Origin of the sequence: Stenotrophomonas sp. Y6 (genome assembly GCF_022436665.1) — a bacterium.
GTDB classification, from domain to species: Bacteria; Pseudomonadota; Gammaproteobacteria; order Xanthomonadales; family Xanthomonadaceae; genus Stenotrophomonas; species Stenotrophomonas acidaminiphila_A.
On record NZ_JAKUKB010000010.1, the window covers coordinates 59,611 to 83,675 of the forward strand.

The 24,065-nt window shown below is 64.4% G+C and carries 10 protein-coding genes; all 10 read left to right on the forward strand.

Features of this window, described 5'->3' with window-relative positions:
* Positions 1-87: 87 nt before the first annotated feature.
* The 10 genes from MKP15_RS13210 (at position 88) to MKP15_RS13255 (ending at position 24,065) form a co-directional block, all read left to right on the forward strand.
* On the forward strand, positions 88-2,742 hold the full coding sequence (locus tag MKP15_RS13210) for a polysaccharide deacetylase family protein (protein WP_240213003.1): 2,655 nt from the start codon (positions 88-90) through the stop codon (positions 2,740-2,742).
* Positions 2,743-2,745: 3 nt separating this feature from the next.
* Positions 2,746-4,095: a tRNA uridine-5-carboxymethylaminomethyl(34) synthesis GTPase MnmE gene (mnmE, locus tag MKP15_RS13215; protein ID WP_240213004.1), complete on the forward strand. Its 1,350-nt coding sequence runs from the start codon at positions 2,746-2,748 to the stop codon at positions 4,093-4,095.
* Between the two features lie 184 nt (positions 4,096-4,279).
* Positions 4,280-5,470, forward strand: a complete 1,191-nt coding sequence (locus MKP15_RS13220; protein ID WP_240213005.1) for an integrase arm-type DNA-binding domain-containing protein — start codon at positions 4,280-4,282, stop codon at positions 5,468-5,470.
* Positions 5,471-5,657: 187 nt separating this feature from the next.
* Positions 5,658-5,864: a hypothetical protein gene (locus MKP15_RS13225; RefSeq protein WP_240213006.1), complete on the forward strand. Its 207-nt coding sequence runs from the start codon at positions 5,658-5,660 to the stop codon at positions 5,862-5,864.
* 65 nt (positions 5,865-5,929) lie between these two features.
* On the forward strand, positions 5,930-8,848 hold the full coding sequence (locus tag MKP15_RS13230; RefSeq protein WP_240213008.1) for a DEAD/DEAH box helicase: 2,919 nt from the start codon (positions 5,930-5,932) through the stop codon (positions 8,846-8,848).
* Positions 8,845-13,824: a hypothetical protein gene (locus MKP15_RS13235; protein WP_240213009.1), complete on the forward strand. Its 4,980-nt coding sequence runs from the start codon at positions 8,845-8,847 to the stop codon at positions 13,822-13,824. Before MKP15_RS13230 ends, MKP15_RS13235 begins: the two co-directional genes overlap by 4 nt.
* Before the next feature lie 8 nt (positions 13,825-13,832).
* Positions 13,833-15,137: an AAA family ATPase gene (locus tag MKP15_RS13240; RefSeq protein WP_240213010.1), complete on the forward strand. Its 1,305-nt coding sequence runs from the start codon at positions 13,833-13,835 to the stop codon at positions 15,135-15,137.
* Entirely contained in the window at positions 15,134-15,781 is a 648-nt protein-coding gene (locus MKP15_RS13245) for a retron system putative HNH endonuclease (RefSeq protein WP_240213011.1), read from the forward strand. Before MKP15_RS13240 ends, MKP15_RS13245 begins: the two co-directional genes overlap by 4 nt.
* The gene (locus MKP15_RS13250; protein WP_240213012.1) at positions 15,774-17,675 is read left to right on the forward strand and encodes an ATP-binding protein; all 1,902 of its coding nucleotides are present in this window, start codon (positions 15,774-15,776) and stop codon (positions 17,673-17,675) included. Before MKP15_RS13245 ends, MKP15_RS13250 begins: the two co-directional genes overlap by 8 nt.
* A 27-nt stretch (positions 17,676-17,702) precedes the next feature.
* Complete coding sequence (locus MKP15_RS13255) at positions 17,703-24,065, forward strand: DEAD/DEAH box helicase (RefSeq protein ID WP_240213013.1); 6,363 nt, start codon at positions 17,703-17,705, stop codon at positions 24,063-24,065.

Sequence of the window (24,065 nt, forward strand, 5' to 3'; positions counted from 1 at the left end):
GGTGCGCGCCGTCGTGCTGCCCACGGGGCCAGCGGCGCAGGCGCCGCTCCACTAGAATCGTCCGGCCTCCGCCCGTCTTCGCCTGCCATGTCCCGTTTTCCAGTACTGCGCGGTTTCCTGTTGCCCGTGGCGATCGCCGCGTTGCTGGGCGCGTGCGGTGGCGGGCAGCAGGACGTACCGCCGGCCCCGGCAGCGGAACAGGCCGCGGCCGCCGACCCTGCCGCCGCGCCGCTGCTGGCGGCATTGCAGAAGCAACTCGACGGCCACCGCCGCATCATCGTGCTGCTCGCCGACGAGGGCGCGCAGGGCGAGCGCGACCGCGCCACGTCCACCCGCATCGGCCAGCAGTTGTTCCACCAGGGGCTTGAACAGCGCGAGGCGATCGCCGCGCAGTTCGATGCGCTGCTGCGCACCGCCAGCCCGCAGCGCTTCGCCACGCTCGGCGTGGTGCTGGACTACATCGAGTCGGCGCCGGATCTGTTCGATGCCGACCGCCTGGCGTTCCGCGAGGTGCTGCGCGACCTGCACGCGCGCATCGGCGCCGATTCCTCGCTGCCGGCGGTCAAGCTGCACCAGCGCATCGGCGAGGATCTGGAGGCGCTGGACGAGATCGAGCGCAACTACAACCAGGAAGTGACCCGTATCTTCAGCCGCTTCGATCGCACCCGCGCCATCGCGCTCAGGCGCGAGAAGTGGGAGGACTACGTGGCCCACCTGCGTACCCGTTACGAGCGCGAGGCGATCCTGCGCGACCATGGGGTGATCGAGCCCTACCCGATGTCGATGAAGGACAGCGAGCGCGAGATCTTCGGCCGCGACCTGCCGGTCAAAACCGTGGTGCTGACCTTCGACGATGGCCCGCACAAGGCGCATACCGAGGAGATCAGCGCCATCCTCAAGCGCTACGACGTCCCCGGCGTGTTCTTCGAGGTGGGCCGCAACATCGGCACCGTCGCTGCCGACGGCACGGTGACGCTCGGTGCGATGGCGGGCATCAGCCGCCAGTTGATGGCCGACGGCTATGCGGTGGGCAACCACAGCCTGACCCACGCGCAGCTGTCGCGCACCAGCGGCGACGCGCTGCGCGAGCAGGTGCTGGGCACCGACACGCTGCTGCGCCGGGTCGGTGGCGAGCGCGCGCCGCTGTTCCGGTTCCCCTATGGCGCGCGCAACGCCGAAGGCCTGCAGCTGCTCGGCGAGGCCGGGCTCAAGTCGATCATGTGGAACATCGATTCGATGGACTGGGCCGACCCGGTGCCGGAGTCCATCGTGCAGCGCGTGCTCGAGCAGGTGCAGAAGGAGCAGAAGGGCATCATCCTGTTCCATGACATCCACGACCGCGCGGTGAAGGCGCTGCCGCAGATCCTGGACCGGCTGATCGCCGACGGCTACCAGTTCGCCGGCTGGAACGGCCGCGATTTCTCCGTCAGCCGCGCGCGCCGCGATGCCGGCAACCCAGCCACCGTCACCACCGGCTACGAGAAGTCCTGGGCGATCGTGATCGGCATCGACGACTACGCGAAGTGGCCGAAGCTGGAGTACGCCAGCCGCGATGCGCAGGCCGTGGCCGACACCCTGACCGGCCAGTTCGGCTTCCCTTCCTCGCAGGTGATCGTGCTGAAGAACCACGAGGCCACCCGCAACAACATCCTGGCGGCGTTCCACGACCGCCTCGCCGATGGCCGCACGCAGAAGAACGACCGCGTGTTCGTGTTCTTCGCCGGCCATGGCGCCACCCGCCAGCTCGCCTCCGGGCGCGACCTGGGCTACATCATCCCGGTCGACTCGGACCCGCGCGAGTTCGCCACCGACGCGATCGCGATGACCGACGTGCAGAACATCGCCGAGAGCCTGCAGGCCAAGCACGTACTGTTCGTGATGGACGCCTGCTACAGCGGCCTGGGGCTGACCCGCGGCGGCGCGTCGTCTTCCGCGTTCCTGCGCGAGAACGCGCGGCGTGCCGCGCGGCAGATGCTCACCGCCGGTGGCGCCGACCAGCAGGTGGCCGACAGCGGGCCCAATGGCCACTCGGTGTTCACCTGGGTGCTGCTGCAGGCACTGTCCGGCAAGGGCGACCTCAACGGCGACGGCCTGATCACCGGCACTGAACTGGCCGCCTACGTCGCGCCGGCGGTGTCGGCGGTATCGCGGCAGACCCCGGCGTTCGGCAGCCTGCCGGGCTCGCAGGGCGGTGAGTTCGTGTTCCAGGTACCGGACAGCCAGGAATTCCTCAACGCCGGCACCACCCAGCTCTCGGCCGACGCCATCGCGCTCAACAGCCGCGTCGATGCGGCCCAGGGCGGCGCCGAGGCCGCGGTGAAGGTGGCCAGCCTGCAGGGCGGCAGCAGCACGCTGGTAGTGCCGGCGGCGGTGCCGGCGTCCGACCGCCAGCGCGCCCAGCAGGCCAACGACCGTGGCCTGCAGCTGTACCGCGAGAAACGCTACGACGAGGCGGTGGCGCAGTTCACCGAAGCGCTGAAGCTGCGCCCGGATTTCGCCCAGGCCGCCAACAACCTGGGCTTCGTCTACTACCGCCAGCAACGCTACGCCGAAGCGGCGCGCTGGCTGGAGAACACACTGAAGATCGACCCGTCGCGCGCAGTGGCCCATCTCAACCTGGGCGACGCCTATTTCCACGCCGGCGACAAGCCCCGGGCGAAGCAGGCCTACGCCACCTACCTGGAACTGCAGCCGCAGGGCAGCGGCGCCGCGCAGGCCCGCGCGCAACTGCAGAAGCTGTAAGCCATGAACGACAGCGCCGGGCGCGACACCATCATTGCCATCGCCAGCGGCGCCGCGGCCGGCGGCGTCGGCATCCTGCGGCTTTCCGGTCCCGCGTCGGCGGCGATCGCCCGCGCGCTCGGCTGCCCCGCGCTGCAACCGCGGCATGCGCACTACGCGCGCTTCCGCGATGCGGACGGCGAGGTGATCGACGACGGCATCGCGTTGTACTTCCCCGGTCCGCGCAGTTTCACCGGCGAGGACGTGGTGGAGCTGCAGGGCCACGGTAGCCCGGTGGTCCTGCGCCAGCTGCTGGAGCGCTGCGTCGCGCTCGGTGCGCGCCAGGCGCGGGCCGGCGAGTTCAGCGAACGCGCCTTCCTCAATGGCAAGCTCGACCTGGCCCAGGCCGAGGCCATCGCCGACCTGATCGCCGCCGGCGACGTACGTGCCGCCCGCGCTGCCCGCCGCTCGCTCGACGGCGTGTTCTCGCGGCGCGTGGAGGACGTGGCCGAACAGCTGGTGCGGCTGCGCATCCACGTCGAGGCCGCCATCGATTTCGCCGACGAGCCACTGGATACGCTGGGCGGCGCGCAGGTACGCGCCGGCGTGGCCCAGGCGCGCGCGGCGCTGGCGCGGCTGCGCGCCGACGCCGAACGTGGCCGCAAGCTGCGCGACGGCCTGCACGCGGTGCTGATCGGCCCGCCCAACGCCGGCAAGAGCTCGCTGCTCAACGCCCTGGCCGGCAGCGAGCGCGCCATCGTCACCGACATCGCCGGCACCACCCGCGACACCCTGCGCGAGACCATCCGCATCGACGGCCTGGAGCTGGAGCTGGTCGACACCGCCGGCCTGCGCGAAGGCGGCGATGCCATCGAGCGCGAGGGCATGCGCCGCGCCCGCGCCGAAATGCAGCGCGCCGACCTGGCCATCGTGGTGCTGGACGCACGCGACCCGGAAGCGGGCCGGCAGGCGGTCGGCGATGCCGCCACCCAGGCCGCGCGCCAGCTGTGGGTACTGAACAAATGCGACCTGCTGCGGCAATGGCCGCAACCAGCGGGCGGCGACGTGATCGCGATCTCCGCCGCCAGTGGGCAGGGGCTGGATCAGCTGCACGCGCGCCTGCGCGAACTTGCCAGCGAAGGCGCCGGTGAAGGCCAGCAGGGCGAGTTTTCCGCGCGCCTGCGGCATGTGCAGGCCATCCTGCTGGCCGCCGCGCACCTGGACGATGCCGATGCGCAATTGCGCCACGACCACCTGGAACTGGCTGCCGAGGAACTGCGCCTGGCGCACCAGGCGCTGGGCGAAATCACCGGCCGCATGACCGCCGACGACCTGCTGGGCCGGATCTTCTCCAGCTTCTGCATCGGGAAGTGAGGTGGGGTCCAAGGACATCCACTGAAGTCTGCTGATGTGCCTGTAATCCGCATAAATAAAGGGATTTTTGTCTACTGAAGGATTCGGTGATACAGTCGAAGCCATCACCATTCGGGTCCATATATGGGTCCAATCTCTCCGAATGGCTTGACTGATTGGCTTCCATGGACCCAAAGGAGGGTCCATGTCTCTCACAGACACCGCACTCAAGGCGCTCAAACCAAAGGATGCTTCTTACATCGTCAGTGACGATCGCGGGCTGTACGTCGAAGTACTGCCGAGTGGCAGCATCGTCTGGCGTTATCGCTATCGGCTGGACGGCAAGCGAGAGAAGCTAACGCTGGGCAAGTACCCAGCGCTTACCCTGAAGAATGCCCGCTTGAAGCGGGACGAGGCGGCTCACCAAGTGGCGATGGGAGAGTCTCCGGCAAAGAGAAAGCAGCAGGAGAAGGTGGCCGGCGCAGAGGACGCCACCGTGGCCGAGTTCTCGGAACGCTTCTTCAAGGATATCCAGTCACGCGACCGCAAGGACGTGACCATGCCGCGCCGCTACCTGGAAAAGGACATCCTGCCGCACATCGGCAGCAAGCCGGTCCGGGACATTACCGCCGAGGACGTGCGCGGCGTCATCTGGCGCAAGAAGGAACAAGGCTTCGACGCCGCTGCTGGCCAGGTGCGCGGCCTGCTCAAGCGCATGTTCGACTACGCGCTGACCTGCGGCCTGATCCAGGCCAACCCGGTCATGGCCCTGCCGATGCGGCACGTCTACCGCGCAGCAGCCCGCGACCGGGCGCTGACGCCGGACGAAATCCGGCAGTTCCTGCGTGCCATGCAAACCTCTAACATCCGCCGCCAGTTCAAGATCGCCTTCCAACTGATTCTGATGACCCTGGTGCGCAAGTCGGAACTGATGCTGGCTCAGTGGAAAGACGTGCATGTGGACAAAGGCGAATGGCACATCCCGGTCGAGAACTCCAAGACCGGCAAGTCGCACATCGTCTACCTGTCTACCCAGGCGCAGATGCTGTTCAAGGAACTCAAGCCGCTCGCCAGCAGCAGCATCTGGGTGTTGCCGGGCCGTGGCACTTTGGCCAAGCCCTTCGCCAACAATGCGCTGAACCAGGCGCTGAAGGTGTCATTACAGGGGCAGGAGATCCCTGCCTTCACCATCCATGACCTGCGGCGCACCGCATCGACGCTGCTGCACGAACAGGGCTGGCCTTCGGATGTGGTGGAAAAGGCGCTGAACCACACCATCGGCGGCGTGCGCGGTGTCTACAACCGCGCCGAGTACGCCGAACAGCGGCGGGAGATGTTGCAGGCGTGGTCGGACTACATCGACAGGCTGGCGCCGTCGGCCAATTTGGTGGTGTGAGTCCGTCCGGGGCCGAGGCAACCTTTTCCTTTTCTGGATAGGGCCGTTGACCCTTGGCGCCATTCCCCTTCGGCTTATTGCCCTTGCCTTTTCGTAACAGAAGTTGCCAAACCGTCGATCCACATGCGTTTAACACATGTGCTTTTCGTGCCGTGCAAAGCGCAGTACATTTGCAAGTAAATATGACTTGTCCAAAGGCCTTGCAATGACGCGCTTGAAGGTTGAAACACTCTCCATTCGAACGTCGCCAAACATCAAGCAACTGTTGCGGGCCGCAGCGGAACGTGAACACCGCTCCGTGGCCTCGATGGTGGAGGTGCTGGTAATCGAATATGCCCGCAAGCACGGGTTGCAGGTACCTGCGCAGAATGGACGGCCGAAATCGTCAGCGTGATGGGGTGTTCGTTGACTTGCTTCCCTGTGTCCCGTCCATTCACCCGAGCGTAGCGTAGAAACTTCATGTCCCTGTCCCAGCCTCCCGCCCCTGGTTCCCGCGCTCTGATTCGCGACGAAGAATGGCTCGTCCAGCATGCCGATCAATGTGCCCAGGGCGGCTGGCAACTGTCCTGCATCGGTGTGTCGGAAACCGTGCGCAATCGCCACGCCCTGTTCCTGACGGCGCTCGATGACGTCACCCTGATCGACCCGGCACAGACCGAGCTGGTGTTCGACGACTCTCCCGGATTCATAGCCGCACGGCTGGCGATCGAAGCCCGTCTGCGTCAATCTGCCGTGCAGGGCGATGCGCTGGTGCTGGGGCAGCAGGCCGTGATGGACACCTTACCCTTCCAGCTCGATCCGGCCCACCATGTGTTGCAGCAACTGCGCCCGCGCCTGCTCATCGCCGATACCGTTGGTCTGGGTAAAACACTGGAAGCAGGCATCCTCACCGCAGAACTGATCCGCCGCGGCCGTGCCCGACGCATCCTCGTGGTCACCACCAAAAGCATGATGCGCCAGTTCCAGCAGGAGTTCTGGAACCGCTTCACCATCGCCCTGACGCGCCTGGATTCGGCTGGCATCCAGCGCATCCGCCGCCAGATACCGGCCAACCACAACCCTTTCAGCTACTACGACCGCACTATCATCTCGGTCGATACGCTCAAACGCGACAGCGAATACCGCCACTACCTGGAAAGCGTGTGGTGGGATCTCATCATCATCGACGAGGCCCACAACGTCTCCTACAAGGGCAATCGCACACAGAGCAACCGTCTGGCCGATCTTTTGGCCCAACGCTCCGACGCGCTCATCCTGCTCACCGCCACACCGCACAACGGCAAGAAGGAAAGCTTCGCCAGCCTGGTGCGCATGCTCGACCCCACCGTGCTGCCGCCCAGGGCCGACTACACCCGCAGCGATGTGGAACACCTGTTCATCCGCCGCTTCAAGGGCGATGTGCGCGAGCAGATGAAGCAGGACTTCCCCGAGCGCCAGGTCTTCAAGCTGGCCGCCCAGGCCAGCGCCGCCGAAAACCTCGCCTTCGATACCCTGGCCGAACTCAGGCTCGCCAGCGATGGCAGCGGCGCGCGCGACGGCGCCATGCTGTTCCGCACCGTGCTGGAAAAGGCCCTGTTCTCCTCGCCCGCCGCCTGCCTGCAAACGCTCAAGGAGCGCATCCGCCGCCTGGAAGCCCGCGATGCAACGCATCCCGATCTGGCCTCGCTGCGTGATTTACAGACCCTTGTGCAACAGATCGAACCCACACAGTTCAGCAAGCTGCAGCATCTCATCGCCCAACTCAAGGACGACCCGCATTGGCGCTGGGACGGCCGTGCCGCCGATGACCGCCTGGTGCTCTTCACCGAACGCATCGAAACCCTGAAATTCCTGCAACAACATCTGCCTGCCGCGCTGGGCCTGAAGGCAGACGCCGTCGCCATCCTGCACGGCCAGTTGCCCGACCAGGACATCCAGCAGACGGTCGAGGACTTTGGCCGCAGCCATTCGCCGCTGCGCCTGCTCATCGCCTCCGATGTGGCCTCCGAAGGTCTGAACCTGCACTACCAGTCGCACCGGCTGATCCACTTCGACATCCCCTGGTCGCTGATGGTGTTCCAGCAGCGCAACGGCCGTGTGGACCGCTATGGCCAGACGCAAGCGCCCAAGATCGGCTACCTCTACACCCAGCCCCATAACGAGCGCGTCCGTGGCGATCTGCGCTACCTGGAAATCCTTATCGAAAAGGACGAACAGGCCGCGAAGAACATTGGCGACCCCTCTGCCTTCATGGGCCTGTACGACGAAGACGCCGAAACTTTGGAAGTGGCCAAGGCCATCGAAGGCAACACCACCGCCGAAGCTTTCGCCCAGCAACTGGCAGGCGGCGACGTCGATCCCTTCGAACTGCTCTGGGGCGACGCCGCCAACAGCGTGACGCCACCTGTGGGCAAACCTGTACCTTCCACCACGCCATCTCGCACCGCTACGTTGCCCAGCCTGTTCGCCGGCCACTATCACTACGCCCGCGACGGCCTGCGCTGGCTGCGCCAGCACCAACCCGAGCAGCAACCCGCCGTACAGGCCGACGACGCCACCCGTACCCTCAGCTTCCAGCCGGGGCGTGACCTGGCGCAGATTCTGGAGCGCGACCTCGCCCCGGAAATGTGGCCCACCGACAATACGTTCGCCCTCTGCGCCGACAAGCGCACGGTCGAGGCCGCCATCGCCCAATCCCGCGACGGCAGCGACTGGCCGCAACTGCACTATCTTTGGCCGCTGCACCCCATCGCCCAATGGCTGGACTACAAGCTGATGGCTGCCTTCGGCCGCCAGCGCGCCCCGCTGCTGCGCGTACCGCGAGGTCTACAAGCGGGTGAAGCCATCATCCTCGTGCTGGCCCAGGTGCCCAACCGGCGCGGTCAGGCCATGCTGGCCGAATGGCTGGGCGTGCAGCTCGATGCGCGGGGCCAGGTACAGGCCGTGCTGAGCCTGCCCGATACCCTGCACCGCACCGGGCTGGACGGCGGCCAGAACCCGGCCCCGGCCAACGATGGCCATGCCCCCGACAGCCGTCTCTGGCAGCAAGCCCTGCCTGCCGTCATCCGCGCCGCCGAAGCGCATCTGCGCCCTATCAAGCGGGCATTCGATGCCGACTGCCACCAGCGCCTGGAACGAGAGCTGGACAAACTCGCCGTCTTGCAAGGCAAGCACTTGGAACAGATGGAACTGGAACTGGCTCAAGGCGGCCTCGAACAAGTCCGCGCCGCCCAGCGCCAGCAGCGTGAAAACGCCACTACCGACCTGTTCGGCCAATACCAGCAATGGGTACGCGACACCCTGCAACTGGACGACCGCGCCCAGTTCACCGTCGTTGCTGCCCTGGTTTCGCAACAGGACGCAGCACGACAGGGCGTGGCGCAAGGAGCGGCCCAATGAGCTTCACCATCAATGGCCTGAGCAACGCCAACGAGTTCTACAGCCAGCACTACCTGGACGACATCCTGGTCAAGGATCTCAAACCGCTGTTCGATCAGTGGAAGGAACAGGGCGCGGGCAGCCCCGTCGCCCGCCTCAGAAGTGCCAGCGGCACCAACGGCTATTTCCGCGACCGCGAGCGCTTCCTGGCCGAAAAACGACCCGATGCACGCGCGCGCCTGCTGCACGATCTGGCCCAGCCGCTGCTGGCCGCGCTCGGCTACGCATTGCAGCCGCACCCCCTGGCCCTGGCCGATGCCGGCCGCGAAGGCGAACTGCCCTTGCTGGCGCTGTACCGCGACAACAAGGGCCACCCGCTGCTGGCCATCGCCACAGCGCTGGCCCTGCCGGGCGACGAAGACACCGCACCGCTGCAACTGCCCCCGCGTGACGGCAAAGGTGCCAAAGCCGGCCGTCACCACGCGAACTGGGAAGAAACCCTTTCTCGCCGCCTGTTCGCCGACGACACCCCGCCAAGCTGGGTGCTGCTGGTTCACCACGAACAATGGCTGCTGATCGAGCGTGCCAAATGGGGCCGCAAGGCCCTGCTGCGCTTCGACCTGCCGGAACTGTTCGGCCCGCGCGACGAGCACAGCCTGCGCGCCTTCTGCGCCCTGCTGGGCAAACAGTCCGTCCTGCCGGCGGAAGGCGGCGCAGCCCTGCTCGACAGCTTGGACGATAGCTCCCACAAGCACGCCTTCGAGGTCTCCACCGACCTCAAGTACGCCCTGCGCGAGTGCATCGAACTGATCGCCAACGAGGCCATCCGCTACAAGCGCGAAGTCAGCAAGGAAAAGCTCTTCGAACGCACCGACACCGACCTGGCCGACCAGCTCAGCCGCGAAAGCCTGCGCTACATGTACCGGCTGCTGTTCCTGTTCTACATCGAGGCCCGCCCCGAACTGGGCTACGCGCCGATCCAGGCCGAAGCCTATCTGAAAGGCTACAGCGTCGAGCACCTGCGCGAGCTGGAACAGGCCCCGCTCACCACCGACCAAGCCCGCAATGGCTTCTACTTCCACGACAGCCTGCAGCAACTGTTCGGCTTGATCTGGCAGGGCTTCCCGCGCCGCGATGCGGGCAGCGGGCAGCAGGAGCTGGGCGCCGGTCTTGACCCTGCAACGGGCGACATCGCGCAAGGCAGTGGCTTCACCATCGCCCCGCTGCAAGGCCACCTGTTCGACCCGGAACGCACCCGGCTGCTGAACAGCGTCAAGCTGCGCAACCACGTCTTGCAACGTGTTATCGAGCTGATGTCCCTCTCGCGCGGCAGCAGCGGCAAGAACGGTCGCCGTGGCCGCATCAGCTACGCCACCCTGGGCATCAACCAGCTCGGTGCCGTGTACGAGGCGCTGCTTTCCTTCCGTGGCTTCTTCGCCGAAGAAGACCTGTATGAAGTGCGCCGCGACCCCAAGGCCCAAAAGACTAGCAGCACCGAAGACGACGAAGCCGCCACCAGTGACAACGGCACCGATGACAGCGACGCCACGGATGACGACGACACCCCGCCCGCCAGCGCCCGCGAAAAGCGCAAGGACGCCGAACTCGACCCGCTGGAAGCCGCCTATTTCGTGCCTGTCAGCGCCATCGGCCAGTACAGCGACGCCGAACGCCTGTTCGGCGGCGAACCGCGTCTGTATCCCAAGGGCCGCTTCATCTACCGCCTGGCTGGCCGCGCCCGCGAGAAATCCGCCAGCTACTACACCCCGGAAATCCTCACCCGTTGCCTGGTGGAACACGCGCTGCGCGAAATCCTGCCTGGCAAATCCGCCGACGACATCCTGCGCCTGACCATCTGCGAACCCGCCATGGGCAGCGCGGCCTTCCTGAACGAAGCCGTCAGCCAGCTTGCCGAAGCCTATCTGCAGGCCAAGCAGAAGGAACTGGGCCAAAGCATCCCCCACGACGACTACGCGGCGGAAAAACAGCGGGTCAAGATGTACATCGCCGATACCAACGTGTTCGGCGTCGATCTCAACCCCGTGGCCGTGGAGCTGGCCGAAGTCTCGCTCTGGCTCAACGCCATCTTCAAGGGCGGCCACGTGCCCTGGTTCGGCCTGCAACTGGTGGCCGGCAATTCCCTGGTCGGCGCGCGGCGCGAGGTCTTCAGCACCGCGCAACTGTCGCCCGGCCGGGGCGAGAAGGACATGCCCGAGCGCGACTGGCGCTGCGCCGTGCCACGCGCCCTCGCGTTCTCGGAAACACCCTCCGCCACCGATATCTTCCACTTCCTGCTGCCCGCCGAGGGCATGGGCGCCGTCACCGACAAGGTGGTCAAGGCACTGGAACCCGCCGCCTTCGAACGCTTCAAGCAATGGCGCAAAACCTTCACGGCTCCGCTGGAACGCAACGAAATCACCCGCTTGCAAGCCATCGCCCAGGCCACCGAAGCGCTCTGGCAGCAGCACGCCCAGGAACTGGCCCGCGTGCGCCGCGCCACCAGCGACGAACTGCACGTCTGGCCCAGTACCGACGCCAACCGTGCGCCCTCCACCACCGCGCAGAAAGACGCCACCTTCCAGCGCGAAATGCTCAGCGAGGCACAGAAGAACGCCAGCCCCTACCGCCGTCTGAAGCTGGTGATGGACTATTGGTGCGCGCTGTGGTTCTGGCCGTTGGATAAGGCTGACGACCTGCCCAGCCGCGAGGAATGGTGGTTCGTGCTGGAAACCGTGCTGCTCGGCAACGCCAGCCTGGCCGCCAACACCGGCGGCAGCGACCTGTTTCCCGAAACCATGCCGCAAGCCACGCTGGACTTCACCCCCGAGCGTGACCGCTATGGCCACGTGGACATCGAAGCCCTGGTCGATACCCTGCCGCAACTGAAGGTGGCCCAACAGGTGGCCGCACAGCAGCGTTTCCTGCACTGGGAGCTGGAATTCGCCGACATCTTCCGCAACCGTGGCGGCTTCGACGTAGTGTTGGGCAACCCGCCGTGGATCAAGCTGGAATGGAGCGAGCAAAGCCTGCTGTCGGACTTCGATCCGCGCTTTGCCATCCGCAAGCTCAGTGCCAAACAAACTGCCGACCAGCGCGAGGCCGTCTTTGCCACTAACAAACAGGCACGCACCGATTACCTGGCCGAATGTGTGGCCACCGAGGGTATGGGCGAGTTTCTCAACGCCGTGCAGAACTATCCGCTGCTCAAGGGCCAGCAGAGCAATCTGTACAAATGCTTCCTGCCGCTAGTGTGGCGCGTGGGCGGCGGTGTGCAGGCGCTACTGCACCCGGAAGGGCCGTATGACGACCCCAATGGCGGGCTGTTCCGCGTAGCTATGTATGCGCGACTGCGGTCACATTATCAGTTCCAGAACGAATTGAAGCTGTTTGCCGAAATTGGCAACCGCGTCAAATACAGCATCAACGTCTATGGGACGGAGCAGGCAGTTCGGTTCCGGACGATTGCCAACCTCATGCATCCGCAGACCAGCTTTGCTTGCCTGGAACACTCCGGGGCAGGGGCAACGCCGGGCATCAAAAATGATGAAGACCGTTGGGATTTGACTGGGCACCGCAATCGCGTGGTGGAAGTGGATGAAGATGTGCTTGCCACCTTCGCCAAACTCTACGACGCACCCGACACGCCGCCTTTGCAGGCCCGCCTACCCGCCGTCCACAGCCGTGAACTGGTCTCGGTGCTGGAAAAGTTCGCCCACGTCCCGCGCCGCCTGGGCGACCTGAAGGACGACTACTTCACGCTGGAAATGTGGCACGAAACCGGCGCACAGAAGGACGGCACCATCCGCCGCGAAACCGGCTTCGTCAACCGCTCCGAAGACTTCGTGCTCTCTGGCCCGCACTTCTACGTCGGCAACCCGCTCAGCAAGACCCCGAAAGCCGTCTGCGAAACTCACAAGGCTTACGACACCCTCGACCTCGAACACCTGCCCGACCACTACCTGCCGCGCAGCAACTACCGCCCCGCGTGCAGCGCCACCGAATACGCCCGCCGCGTACCGCGTGTCAGTTGGGTGGAGGAAGGGGAGACCGAAGCGAAGCCGGTGACGGCGTATTACCGGGTGATCAGCCGAAGAGGGTTGAGCATTTCGGGGGACCGCACATTGCTGGCATCTGTTGCAACCCGTGGTGTTTGCCATATCGACGGTGTTTTCTCTGTTGCTCTTAAAGATCAACGCTTGGTGCCTACGCTGGCTGGATTGTGGGCTTCCGTTCCATTCGACTTCTTCATCAAAAGCTCTGGTAAAGGCGATTTCCGTAATTCGTTGGCAGAAACTATGACTCTGCCGGAGTTTGGAGACCGTCTTCTGCAATTCTTGGCAAGAACGCTCCCTCTCAACTGCCTCACCACCCACTACACCGATCTCTGGCAATCCTGCTGGCAACCCGACTTCCAGCAAGACCGCTGGGCCAGCGCCGACCCGCGCCTGCCGCAGGACTTCTTCGCCAAGCTCACCCCCGACTGGCAACGCCACAACGCCCTGCGCAGCGACTACGCCCGCCGTCAGGCGCTGGTGGAAATCGACGTCCTCGCCGCCCAGGCCCTGGGCCTGACGCTGGACGAACTGCTGACCATCTACCGCGTGCAGTTCCCCGTCATGCGCCAGTACGAGCGCGACACCTGGTACGACGCCAACGGCCGCATCGTCTTCACCGCCAGCAAGGGCCTCGTCGGTGTCGGCCTGCCCCGCAAGGCCAACCGCAAGGACGCCGAATGCGCCGTCATCACCCCCGACGGCACCCGCAAGCCGCGCCGCCTCGGCTGGGAAGACATCCAGCCCAAGCTCATGCCCGACGGCACCCTGCACCACCAAGTTCCCGACGGCACGGTGATCGAACGCCCCATCACCGATACCACCCAACCCGGCGGCCCCATCGACCGCACCATCCGCTACACCGCGCCTTTCACCCTGGCGGATCGCGAAGCGGATTACCGGCTAGCATGGGAGCATTTCGCATCTTTACCGTTTTCTGAATGAGGTACACCATGAAACTGACCTCGATCCATTTACAGAACTACCGCGCTCACCAAGATCTGAGTGTGAAATTCAGTACCAACTTCAATGTGGTGGCCGGTATCAATGGCAGTGGTAAAACGTCGCTCTTGAAGGGGATTTCTGAGGGGTTAGCAGGTTTGTTAATGGGCGTTCCGAACCTTATTCCTCATGTCTTCAAGGAAGTGGATTATGCGTATGTCAGTGCCGTGCATACAGAGGGGCGTTATCGCTTCGAGCCACTGTTTCCCGTAACGGTAAAAACTGAAGGGCGTGCAGTAGAAAACGACTTCACCATCACAGTAAAAAAAGCGAGCGATGTTGCACAACTTTCTTTTGAAGGAAGGTCTCCACTGCGTGATCTCATTCAGGGCAAAGGGAATAGCCAACCGACTCAGGGACATATAGTCCTACCGGTGGTTACCTTCTACCGCGCCAACCGCCGATGGCTCGCTGAGCGCAGTCAGGTGATGCAGGCCGCCATGGAAAAACCCTCCCGCCACGATGGCTACCAACAATGGTGGGATGCGGCTATTAATGTCTCTGCCTTGCAGCATTGGGTAATCGGCAAGTGCCTGGAGCGTTATCAACGCTCGTCCGAGACAGGCAAGCGCTTCCATGAGATCGACGATGACGAACTGGCGCTGGTCAATACCGCATTGACCGCGGCTATCGAAGGCATTGGCGATCTGCGCTACGACATGCAGCAGAAAAGCTTGCTGGTGAGTTGGCAACAGGCAGAAGGTGACGAGCAGAAAACCATTTCCTTCGATCACCTCAGCGACGGCCAGCGCGCGGTGATCTGCCTGGTGGCGGATATTGCCCGACGCATCTGCCTGCTCAACCCGCAACTGGGTAAAGATGTAATCCACAAAACGCCGGGTGTAGTGCTGATCGACGAACTGGACGTGCATCTGCATCCCCGCTGGCAGCGCCGTATCGTCAATGGACTGAAGGCCGCATTTCCGTCCGTCCAATTCATTGCCACCAGCCATTCGCCCCAGGTACTGGGCGAACTGCAACCGGAAGAAATCATCCTGTTGCGAGAGGGGGGGACTTCCCAGCCGCAGGTCAGCTATGGGCTGGACTCCAGCCAGGTGCTGGAAGAAATCATGGGGGCATCCTCCCGTAACCTGGAAGTGGAAGAAAAGCTCAAGCAACTGTTCGTGAAAATCGAGACTAATCAGCTGACCGAGGCCAAGCGCTTACTGGATGAGCTGAAAGAATCGGCGCCGCAAATCCCCGAGTTAGGCCGTGCCGACGCCCTGATCCGCCGCAAGGAGGTGATCGGGCGATGAAGCATGTGCAAAAGCAGGAAGCGCCGGAGAGCTTCGAACGATGGAAAGCCCAGGCCAATGATGATTGGCAGCCGACCTATGCCGATTTGCAGAACCCGGAGAAGGCGCAACTGCAAGAAGCCTTGCTGAGCGAGCAAGGCTGGGTGTGCTGCTATTGCGGTCGCAGCATCGAGCAGGCGCATAGCCATATCGAACATTTTCGCCCGCAGGAGCACTATCCAGACAGGGTATTGAGCTACGACAACCTGCATGCCTCCTGCATTCGTGAAACCAGTCCGGGAACGCCCTTGCATTGCGGCCATGCCAAGGGCAATGCCTTTGATGAGGCGCTTGCAATAAGTCCGACGACCCCTGGCTGTGAACAGCAATTCCGCTACACGTTGGACGGACAAATCATCCCGGAAAATGACAACGCCGCCTATATGTGCAACTTTCTGAAACTGGATATCGAGTTCCTGAACGACCGCCGGGCAGCAGTTCTGCAAGGTGTGTTCGACAACGATTTTCTGGAGAACGCCAGCACGGACGAACTGAATCGTCTGCGAGAAGGTTACAAGCGGCCCGATGCCGATGGCCATCTCCCGGATTTCGGCCATATCGTGGCGCGTTATGCCGAACAATTGATGGGGGAGGCGGATGCGTAACGCCACCGACCTCTTCGAAGAACTCAACTCGGTCGATGAGTCCACCCGCATCGAGGCCAAGCGCGCCAGCGAACTGGGCAAATCCGTGATGCAGACGGTCATCGCCTTCGCCAATGAGCCTGGGCTGGAGGGCGGCTATCTGCTGCTGGGCGCGGACTGGTTCGTCAACGACAAGGGCGATACGGTGTACCGTGCCGCCGGCCTGCCAGACCCCGACAAGGTCCAGCGCGACCTGGCTAGCCAGTGTGCGTCCGGGCTCAATGTCGTTTTGAGGCCGGAGATGCAGACCGAGACCGTGGACGGCAAGACGGTGCTGGTGGTGTACGTGCCCGAGGCCGATGTCACGCAGAAGCCCGTCTACCTAAAAGCCACCGGCTTGCCGCGTGGTGCTTATCGCCGCATCGGCTCCAGCGACCAGCATTGCGTGGATGAAGACCTGTGGGTGCTGCGCGGCGAAAGCCAGCCGCTGCACGGGCCAGACTCCAGCATCCTGCCCGATGCCCGGTTGGACGACTTCGACCCGACCGCCGTAGCGGCCTATCGGCGCGAACGTGCCCGCATCAACCCCCAAGCCGAGGAACTGGATTACGCTGACGAGGACCTGCTCGAAGCCCTGGGCGCGTTGCGCCGCTTGGACGGTCGATTGCAGCCGACACTTGCCGGCATCGTGCTGTTCGGCAAGCCATTGGCCCTGCGCCGGCTGCTGCCCACGGTGCGCATCGACTACATCCGCGTGCCGGGCAACGAATGGGTGGAAGACCCTGAAAACCGCTTCCAGTCCATCGACATCCGCAAGCCGCTGCTGCTGGCGTTGCCGCAGGCCGAGGCCAGCATCATCGACGAGTTGCCCAAGGGTTTTCGTCTGCCCGAAGGGCAGTTGCACAGCGTGCAGGAGCCGATCCTGCCGCGCAAGGTGATCCGCGAGGCACTGGCCAATGCCGCCATGCACCGCAGCTATACCGTGCACAGCCCGACCCAGATCATCCGTTACAGCAACCGCATCGAAATCCGCAACGTCGGCTATTCGCTCAAGGAGCCCGCGCAGTTGGGTACGCCGGGCTCGCGCCTGCGCAACCCGGCCATTGCCGCCGTGCTGCACGACCTGCACCTGGCCGAGGCCAAGGGCACCGGCATCCGCGCCATGCGCCGCCTGGCCGCCGAGGCAGGCTTGCCCTTGCCCGAATTCCATTCCGACCGGCAGGCCAACGAGTTCCGGCTCACGCTGTTCCTGCACAACCTGCTGACCGAGGACGACCATGCCTGGTTGCGGGGGTTCGCCGGCCCGGCGGCCAGTGCCGATGAGGCCAAGGTACTGATCTACACCCGCGCCACGGGGGCCGTGGACAACACGGCCTGCCGGGATTTCTGTGGGCTGGATACGCTGGCGGCCAGCCTGGTCCTGCGCCGGCTGCGAGACCGGGGCCTGTTGGAAAAGCAAGGTGCCGGCAGCCGCACTTATTATGTGTTGGCCGATGCCGAGCGGCAGACGGCTGTTGGGGAGGCCAGCCAAGCAGAGCTGCCGCTGGGAATCCCCGTGGAATCGATGGACGGAGGAGGGGGGGATTCACCGTCAAGCATGGGGGGATTTCCGGAATCCCCCCATGTTCTCGCCGATATTCCCCCCGAGCTACAAGCAAGAATTGCGGCGGCCGGCCCGAAACCTCGCCAGGCTGAGGTTCGTGAGCTGATCCTGACGCTGTGCGCTCTGCGCCCCTACACCGTGGCCGAGTTGTGCCAGGTGCTTGGACGCCGCGACACTAAGGAATTGCGCCGCACCTACCTGCGTCCCTTGCGAGATGAAGGGCGGCTTGCCCTGAAGTACCCCGAAACCGAGAAGCACCCGCATCAAGCCTATGCCACGGTTGAGCGTGTGGTGGAGTCGGGTGATGAATGAAACCGGTCTGAGAAAAGCGGACGCCGTATGCAACCCCTGATCGTCTCCCAGCAGATCACCCAGGGCGTCGCCGACTTCCTGCGCGCCGCCTTCCCGGCGACCACGCAGGGCTTCGATGGCCTGATCCAGCGCTTCCTGGCCGACCGCGACCGGGTGTTCAAGGGGCCGTATCTGACGTTGCCGCTGCCGTTCCGCAAGCAGGCCGATAGGGGCCAGCCCGCGTTCGGGTGGCTACCGCCGGGCTTCGTCCCCCATGCTCACCAGGGCCGGGCATTCGCCCGCCTGACCGGAGAGCAGGCTCGATCGACCCTGGTGGCCACCGGCACCGGTTCGGGCAAGACCGAGTGCTTCCTCTATCCGATCCTGGAGCACTGCCGCGAACAACGGGAACTGGGCCGGTCGGGCATCAAGGCCATCATCCTGTACCCGATGAACGCGCTGGCCTCGGACCAGGCCAGCCGCCTGGCCAAGGAGATCCTGCGCACACCCGCCCTGGCCGGTATCCGCGCGGGCCTGTACGTGGGCGAGGCTCCAGCCGAGGAGTCCTCCCGTGTGCAGCAATTGGCCGATGGCGGCTTCTCGATCATCACCGACCGCAACGCGCTGCGCGAAAACCCGCCGGATATCCTGCTGACCAACTACAAGATGCTGGATTTCCTGCTGATCCGTGCCGCCGATACGCCGCTGTGGGCGCGCCAGCGGCCGGATACGCTGCGCTATCTGGTGGTCGATGAGCTGCATACCTTCGACGGTGCCCAGGGCACGGATCTGGCCTGCCTGATCCGCCGCCTCAAGGGTCGGCTGGAGACGCCACCGGGGCAACTGGTGTGCGTGGGCACCTCGGCCACGCTGGGCAGCGATGGCGAACAGGATTTACTGGCGTTTGCAGGCCAGATCTTCGGCGAGACGCTGGATGAGCACGCCGTAATCGCCGAAGACCGCGAGCCGGTGGCGGATTATCTGGCGGATGCTGTGGTGGAGTTCACCCAGTCTCCGCCGCCGGACGCCGTGTCGGTGCTGGATCCGGCAGGCCATGACGACCTGCAGTCCTGGCTGGCGGCCCAGGTGCCACTGTGGTTCGGCACCCCATGCAGCGCCGAACAAGTGGACGATGCGGGCTGGCGCTGTCGCTTGGGCGGGATGCTGAAAAGCCATTTCGCCTTCCAGAACCTGTTGCGCGACATGGAGCGCCTGGGGCCGCGTGCCGTGGCGCTGGACGATCTGCTGGCGGTACTGGCGCGCCGCCTGCCACCCCATGCCGACGCCCGCTATCCGTTGCTGTGGCTGGCCAGCCTGCTGGCGCTGGTGGCGCACGCGCGCCAGCCTCGCGGTGTGTCACTCGACGCGGTGCGCGGCGAACAGGACACGGCCTTCTTCCTGCAGGTCAAGGTGGAACTCTGGCTGCGCGAGCTGCGCCGCATGGTGGCTTCGCTGGAGAATCCGCCTCGACTGACCCATCACGATGACCTGGGCAAGCCCGAGCAAGCACAGGTCTGGTTGCCGGTGATCCACTGCCGCGACTGCCACGCCACCGGCTGGGGTGCGACCTTGCCCAGGACCAGCCCGAACCAGTTCAACCAGGACATCCAGCAGTTCTACAGCGCCTTCTTCGCCGAGGATGTCAGCACCCGCTTTCTGTTCCCTCATGGCGAAAACGCGGATCCGAAGGTGTTCGAGCACAAGAGGGTCTGCCCGCGCTGCGGCACCCTGCATGCGCTGGGGCAGACGCACTGCGACTGTGCCGAGGACCCGGTCGTGCTGGTGGATGTCGATGTGACCGCCAACCTGCGCGAAGGCATGCGCAACGGTGCCCGCTATACCCGTTCCCATCACGACTGCCCGTACTGCGGCGGGCACAAGACGCTGTCGATCGTCGGTTCGCAAGCGGCCAGCCTGGCGGCGGTGATGCTGGCGCAACTGTTCGGTTCACGTTTCAACCCGGACAAGAAGCTGATCGCGTTTTCCGATTCGGTGCAGGATGCGGCGCACCGTGCGGGCTTCCTGGCGGCCCGGACCTGGCGCTTGAACTTGCGCCCAGCGGTGGCCCAGGTCATCGCCGCAGCGCAGCAGACCGGGAAACCGCTGACGCTGGCGCAGTTGCCGCAGGCCTTCGAAGATCACTGGCTGCCCGCGATGGGGCAGGGCCATTACCTGGCCAACTTCCTGCCGCCGCAACTGCATTGGCTTCGGGATTTTGAAACGCTGATGAGCGAAGGGTCGCTGCCAGCCAATAGCGAGTTGCCGCAGGATCTGCGTCGCATCCTGCCGTGGGTGCTGAATGCAGAGTTCGGCCAGGACGCCCATATCGGCCGCAGCCTGACCGTCACCGGCACCGCCAGCGTGGAACCGCCACCGCAGGCACTGACATCGGCCGTGCAGTGGATGCTGCCACGCCTGCAGGCCACGTTGGAACCGCTGGCAGATGTGCCGGCGGATGCCCTGGCGGTATTCCTGCAAGGCATCGTGCAATCCATGCAGCGGCTGGGAGCCTGGCGCGACTCTGGCCTGCATTTCTATGCACAGGTCGGCAACCGACCTTGGGTCTACAAGCGCAATCCGGTGCAGTTCCAAATGCTGTCCGGCCCGCGTCCGCCACGCTTCGTAAGCCTGGTCGATTACCAGCGCTGCGTCGGTGTGTTGGGCAGCCATGCTAAGTGGTATCGCGCCTGGGCCTTCAAGGCACTGAAACCGCTGCATGCGTTGGCTCTGGGCGCTGACAGTTTGCTGCCGGCGCTGTATCAGCTGGCATTCGAGGCGCTGGCCGAGGCGGGTTTGCTCGGCGCTGAACAGGCAGACGGCAAGCCGGAGATTCGCGTGTGGGGACTGGAGCCTGGCGCTTTTCTGGTTTCCTTGGGCAGTCGCGCCTGGCGTTGCGACACCTGCCGCAGCGAATGGCGCACCGGGACTGAAGTTTCGCTTGCCGGGCAGCCTTGCCGGCACCCCGGCTGCCGAGGGCATCTGGAAACGTTGGCGAAAGACGATGCCGACTATTACCGCAGCCTGTATCTGCGTGCGGACATCCAGCGCGTGGTCGCTCACGAACACACCGGCTTGCTGCCACGCGGTACGCGTGAGCGGGTGGAGCGCAGCTTCAAGTCCGATAGCCAGGCTCCTGGCAGCATCAATGTGCTCTCGGCCACGCCGACGCTGGAGATGGGGATCGACATCGGCGACCTGTCGGCAGTGCTGCAATGTTCCGTGCCGCCACAGCAGGCCAACTACATCCAGCGCGCGGGACGCGCGGGACGCAGCACTGGCAATGCCTTGTTGCTGACCATGGCGGCCAGCAAACCGCACGACCTGTATTTCTGGGCCGATCCCAAGGAAATGATCGCCGGCAGCGTGCCGGCACCGGGTGTGTTCCTCAACGCCTCGGCGGTGCTGGAGCGCCAGTTGACGGCGTTCACGCTGGATTGCTGGGTGCGCGAACGGGGTCGTAGCGCTTCGATTCCGCAGGAAATCCGCATGGTGCTCAGCGCGGTGGACAACGGTGCGACGACGCGATTCCCCTTCCCCTGGCTGGAGTATGTCGAGGCAAACCGGGCCAGCTTGCTGGATCGCTTCCTGACGCTATTCCAGCAAGGCGGCGGGCAGATCCTGACCGAAGCCACCCGGCAGAGGCTGACACGGTTCGTCAATGGTCGGCAGGACGAGGAAAGCTCCCTGACCTTCAAGATCATCAGCAAGTTGCAGGGTATCGCCCGGGATGTGGCACAGATCAAGCGTCTGCGCGAGAAAACCGCCAAGGAGGTGGAGAAGCTGGAGCAGCTTCCGGTGCGCGGCGAGGAACAGGAGGAAGAGCTGAAAACCCTGCGCCAGGAACGTGCGGCATTGGCGCGCCTGATCGGTGGCATCGAGGGCAAGGCCACCCTGAACGTCTTCACCGACGAAGGCCTGCTGCCCAACTATGCCTTCCCCGAACAGGGCGTGCTGCTGCGCTCGATCATCGTGCGCGACACCCGCCGGGAAGGACTGCCTGCCGAGCCATTGACCTTCGAATACGAGCGCCCCGGCGCAACCGCCATCACCGAGCTGGCGCCCAACAACACCTTCTATGCCGAAGGCCGCCGGGTGGTCATCAACCAGGTAGATGTTTCCCGCGTCAAACCAGAGGCCTGGCGCCTGTGCCGCCAGTGCTCCTATGCCGAACCCTTGTCGGCGGGCGACCGTCACCAGCAATGCCCACGTTGCGGCGATGGCCAGTGGCGCGACACCGGGCGGGTCCATGAAATGCTGCGCCTGACCACGGTGTTCGCGCGCACGCTGGACCGAGAAAGCCGGATCGCCGATGACTCAGACGAGCGCACACGTGGTTTCTACGTGCGCCAGGCGCTGGTGGATAGTCCGCCGGAAGCGGTGCGCCAGGCGTTCGCGATCGACGACCCCAGTTTCCCGTTCGGGTTCGAATTCCTTGACCGGGTGACATTCCGCGAGGTGAACTTCGGCGAGCAGACGGTGGATGCCACGCCGATGACCATCGCGGGCGAAGAACTCAGCCGGCCGGGCTTCGCTATTTGCCCTGAGTGCGGCACGCTGCAGCGCCGCCGCAAGGCCGAAGAGCTGTATCGCAACCATGCCCCCTGGTGCTCACGCCGCAAAACACCCGAGGCCAGCACCCAGCAATGCATCTTCCTGTACCGGGAATTCGCCAGCGAAGGCATCCGTCTGTTCCTGCCCGAGGTCGGATTTGCCGAATCCAAGGAAGCCTTGCTGAGCTTCATCTCCGCGCTGGAGCTGGGACTGAGCAAACGCTTCAAGGGGGCGGTGGCGCACCTGCGCATCGCGACCGACGTACGGATGGCGGCCGACTCGGAGTCGGCGCGGACCTATCTGGTGATCTACGACAGTGTGCCGGGCGGCACCGGCTACTTGAAGGAACTGATGCGCGACCCAGCCCCGCTGTTCCAAGTATTCAGTCAGGCGGCTACTGCATTGAACACCTGCACCTGCAACCAGGACGATACTGCCGACGGCTGCTATCGGTGCATGTACCGCTATCGCAACAGCCATGAACGCCAAGCCATCTCGCGCACGGTGGCGCAGAAGCTGTTGGCACAGATCCTGGAGCACCGCACAGAGCTGAAGCCCGTCAGCAACCTTTCCCAGCAAACGGACAACAGCCTGCTGGAAAGCACACTGGAGAAACGATTCCTTGAGGCACTGCGGCGCGAGCATGCTGGCTTGACTTTTACACTCAAGGACAAACTCATCGGCGGCAAGCATGGATACCTGGTCCAGGCAGGAAGTCGCCGCTGGCGTCTGGAGCTGCAGGTGACGCTGGGAGAACGCGACGGGGTCGTCGTACCATGCAAACCGGACTTCGTTTTCTGGCCAGACGACGGCGTGGACGATTTGCCCGTCGCGGTATTCACTGATGGCTGGCAGTACCACAAGCAAATCGTGGCCGAAGACTTGGCCAAGCGCATGGCGGTAGCCAAGAGCGGGCGGTTCGCTGTCTGGACGCTGACCTGGGACGACATTGACGCGGCTCTGCGTGCCGAACCGGCCCCGGATTCCACAGCCTGGGACGAATTGTTGCTCGGGCCTGCCGATCAGGTAGTCATACGTCTATGCGAGGCTCAGGGGATCGCCTCGTTGGCGGCCTTCCACCGCTTGTCACCTTTCCTGCAGCTGCATCGTCGGTTGACAGCGGAACGGCACGATGTCTTGAGCCGCCTCGCCGGCGTCCTGGGTGCGGCCATGTTGGTGCCACCTGGGGATGACGCCGCCTTGCAAGGCTTCAAGCAAGGCGCCTTCCGTTGTCGGCTCGACGATTATGGCTTGTTGCCCGACACCCGTACGCACCGCTGGGGCCATCGCACCTGGAGCACTGCGGTGCAATGGCTGGTCGGTCTGTCGCCGGAGCAGTTGCAGCAATGGATGACCGGCCAGGCAGCATCACCCGCAGAGCCCGTCGTACTGGTGCAATGGCAACCGGACGGTGTACCGGAGGTCGATCTTCAACGGCGCTGGCGCCATCTCTGGCAGTGCCTGAACCTGCTGTTGCCCTTGCGCCATCTTTGGGCAGGCCATGACGAGATGGCTGGCCTGCCTAGCTTCCAGGCCAGCCCTGCACTGCGCCAAGCAGAGCAGACGTTCGACAGTCATTGGCAAACGGCACTGGAGTTGGCCAGCCCGGATGTGCAGGCATGGTTGCTTGCATTGGCGCATGCAGGAGCACCGCTGCCGGAAGTCGGTTTCGAATTGATCGACGGACGCGGCCGGGTACTGGCGGAGGCAGAGCTGGCCTGGGTCAGCCTGAAGATCGCCGTGCTGCTGGCCGATTACCAGGCCGATGCGTCCCGCTTCGAGGCAGAAGGCTGGACGATCCATATCGCAACCGAGGATGCGCCAGCCCAGGCGCTTCTGGATAGCTTGAAGGAACATTGA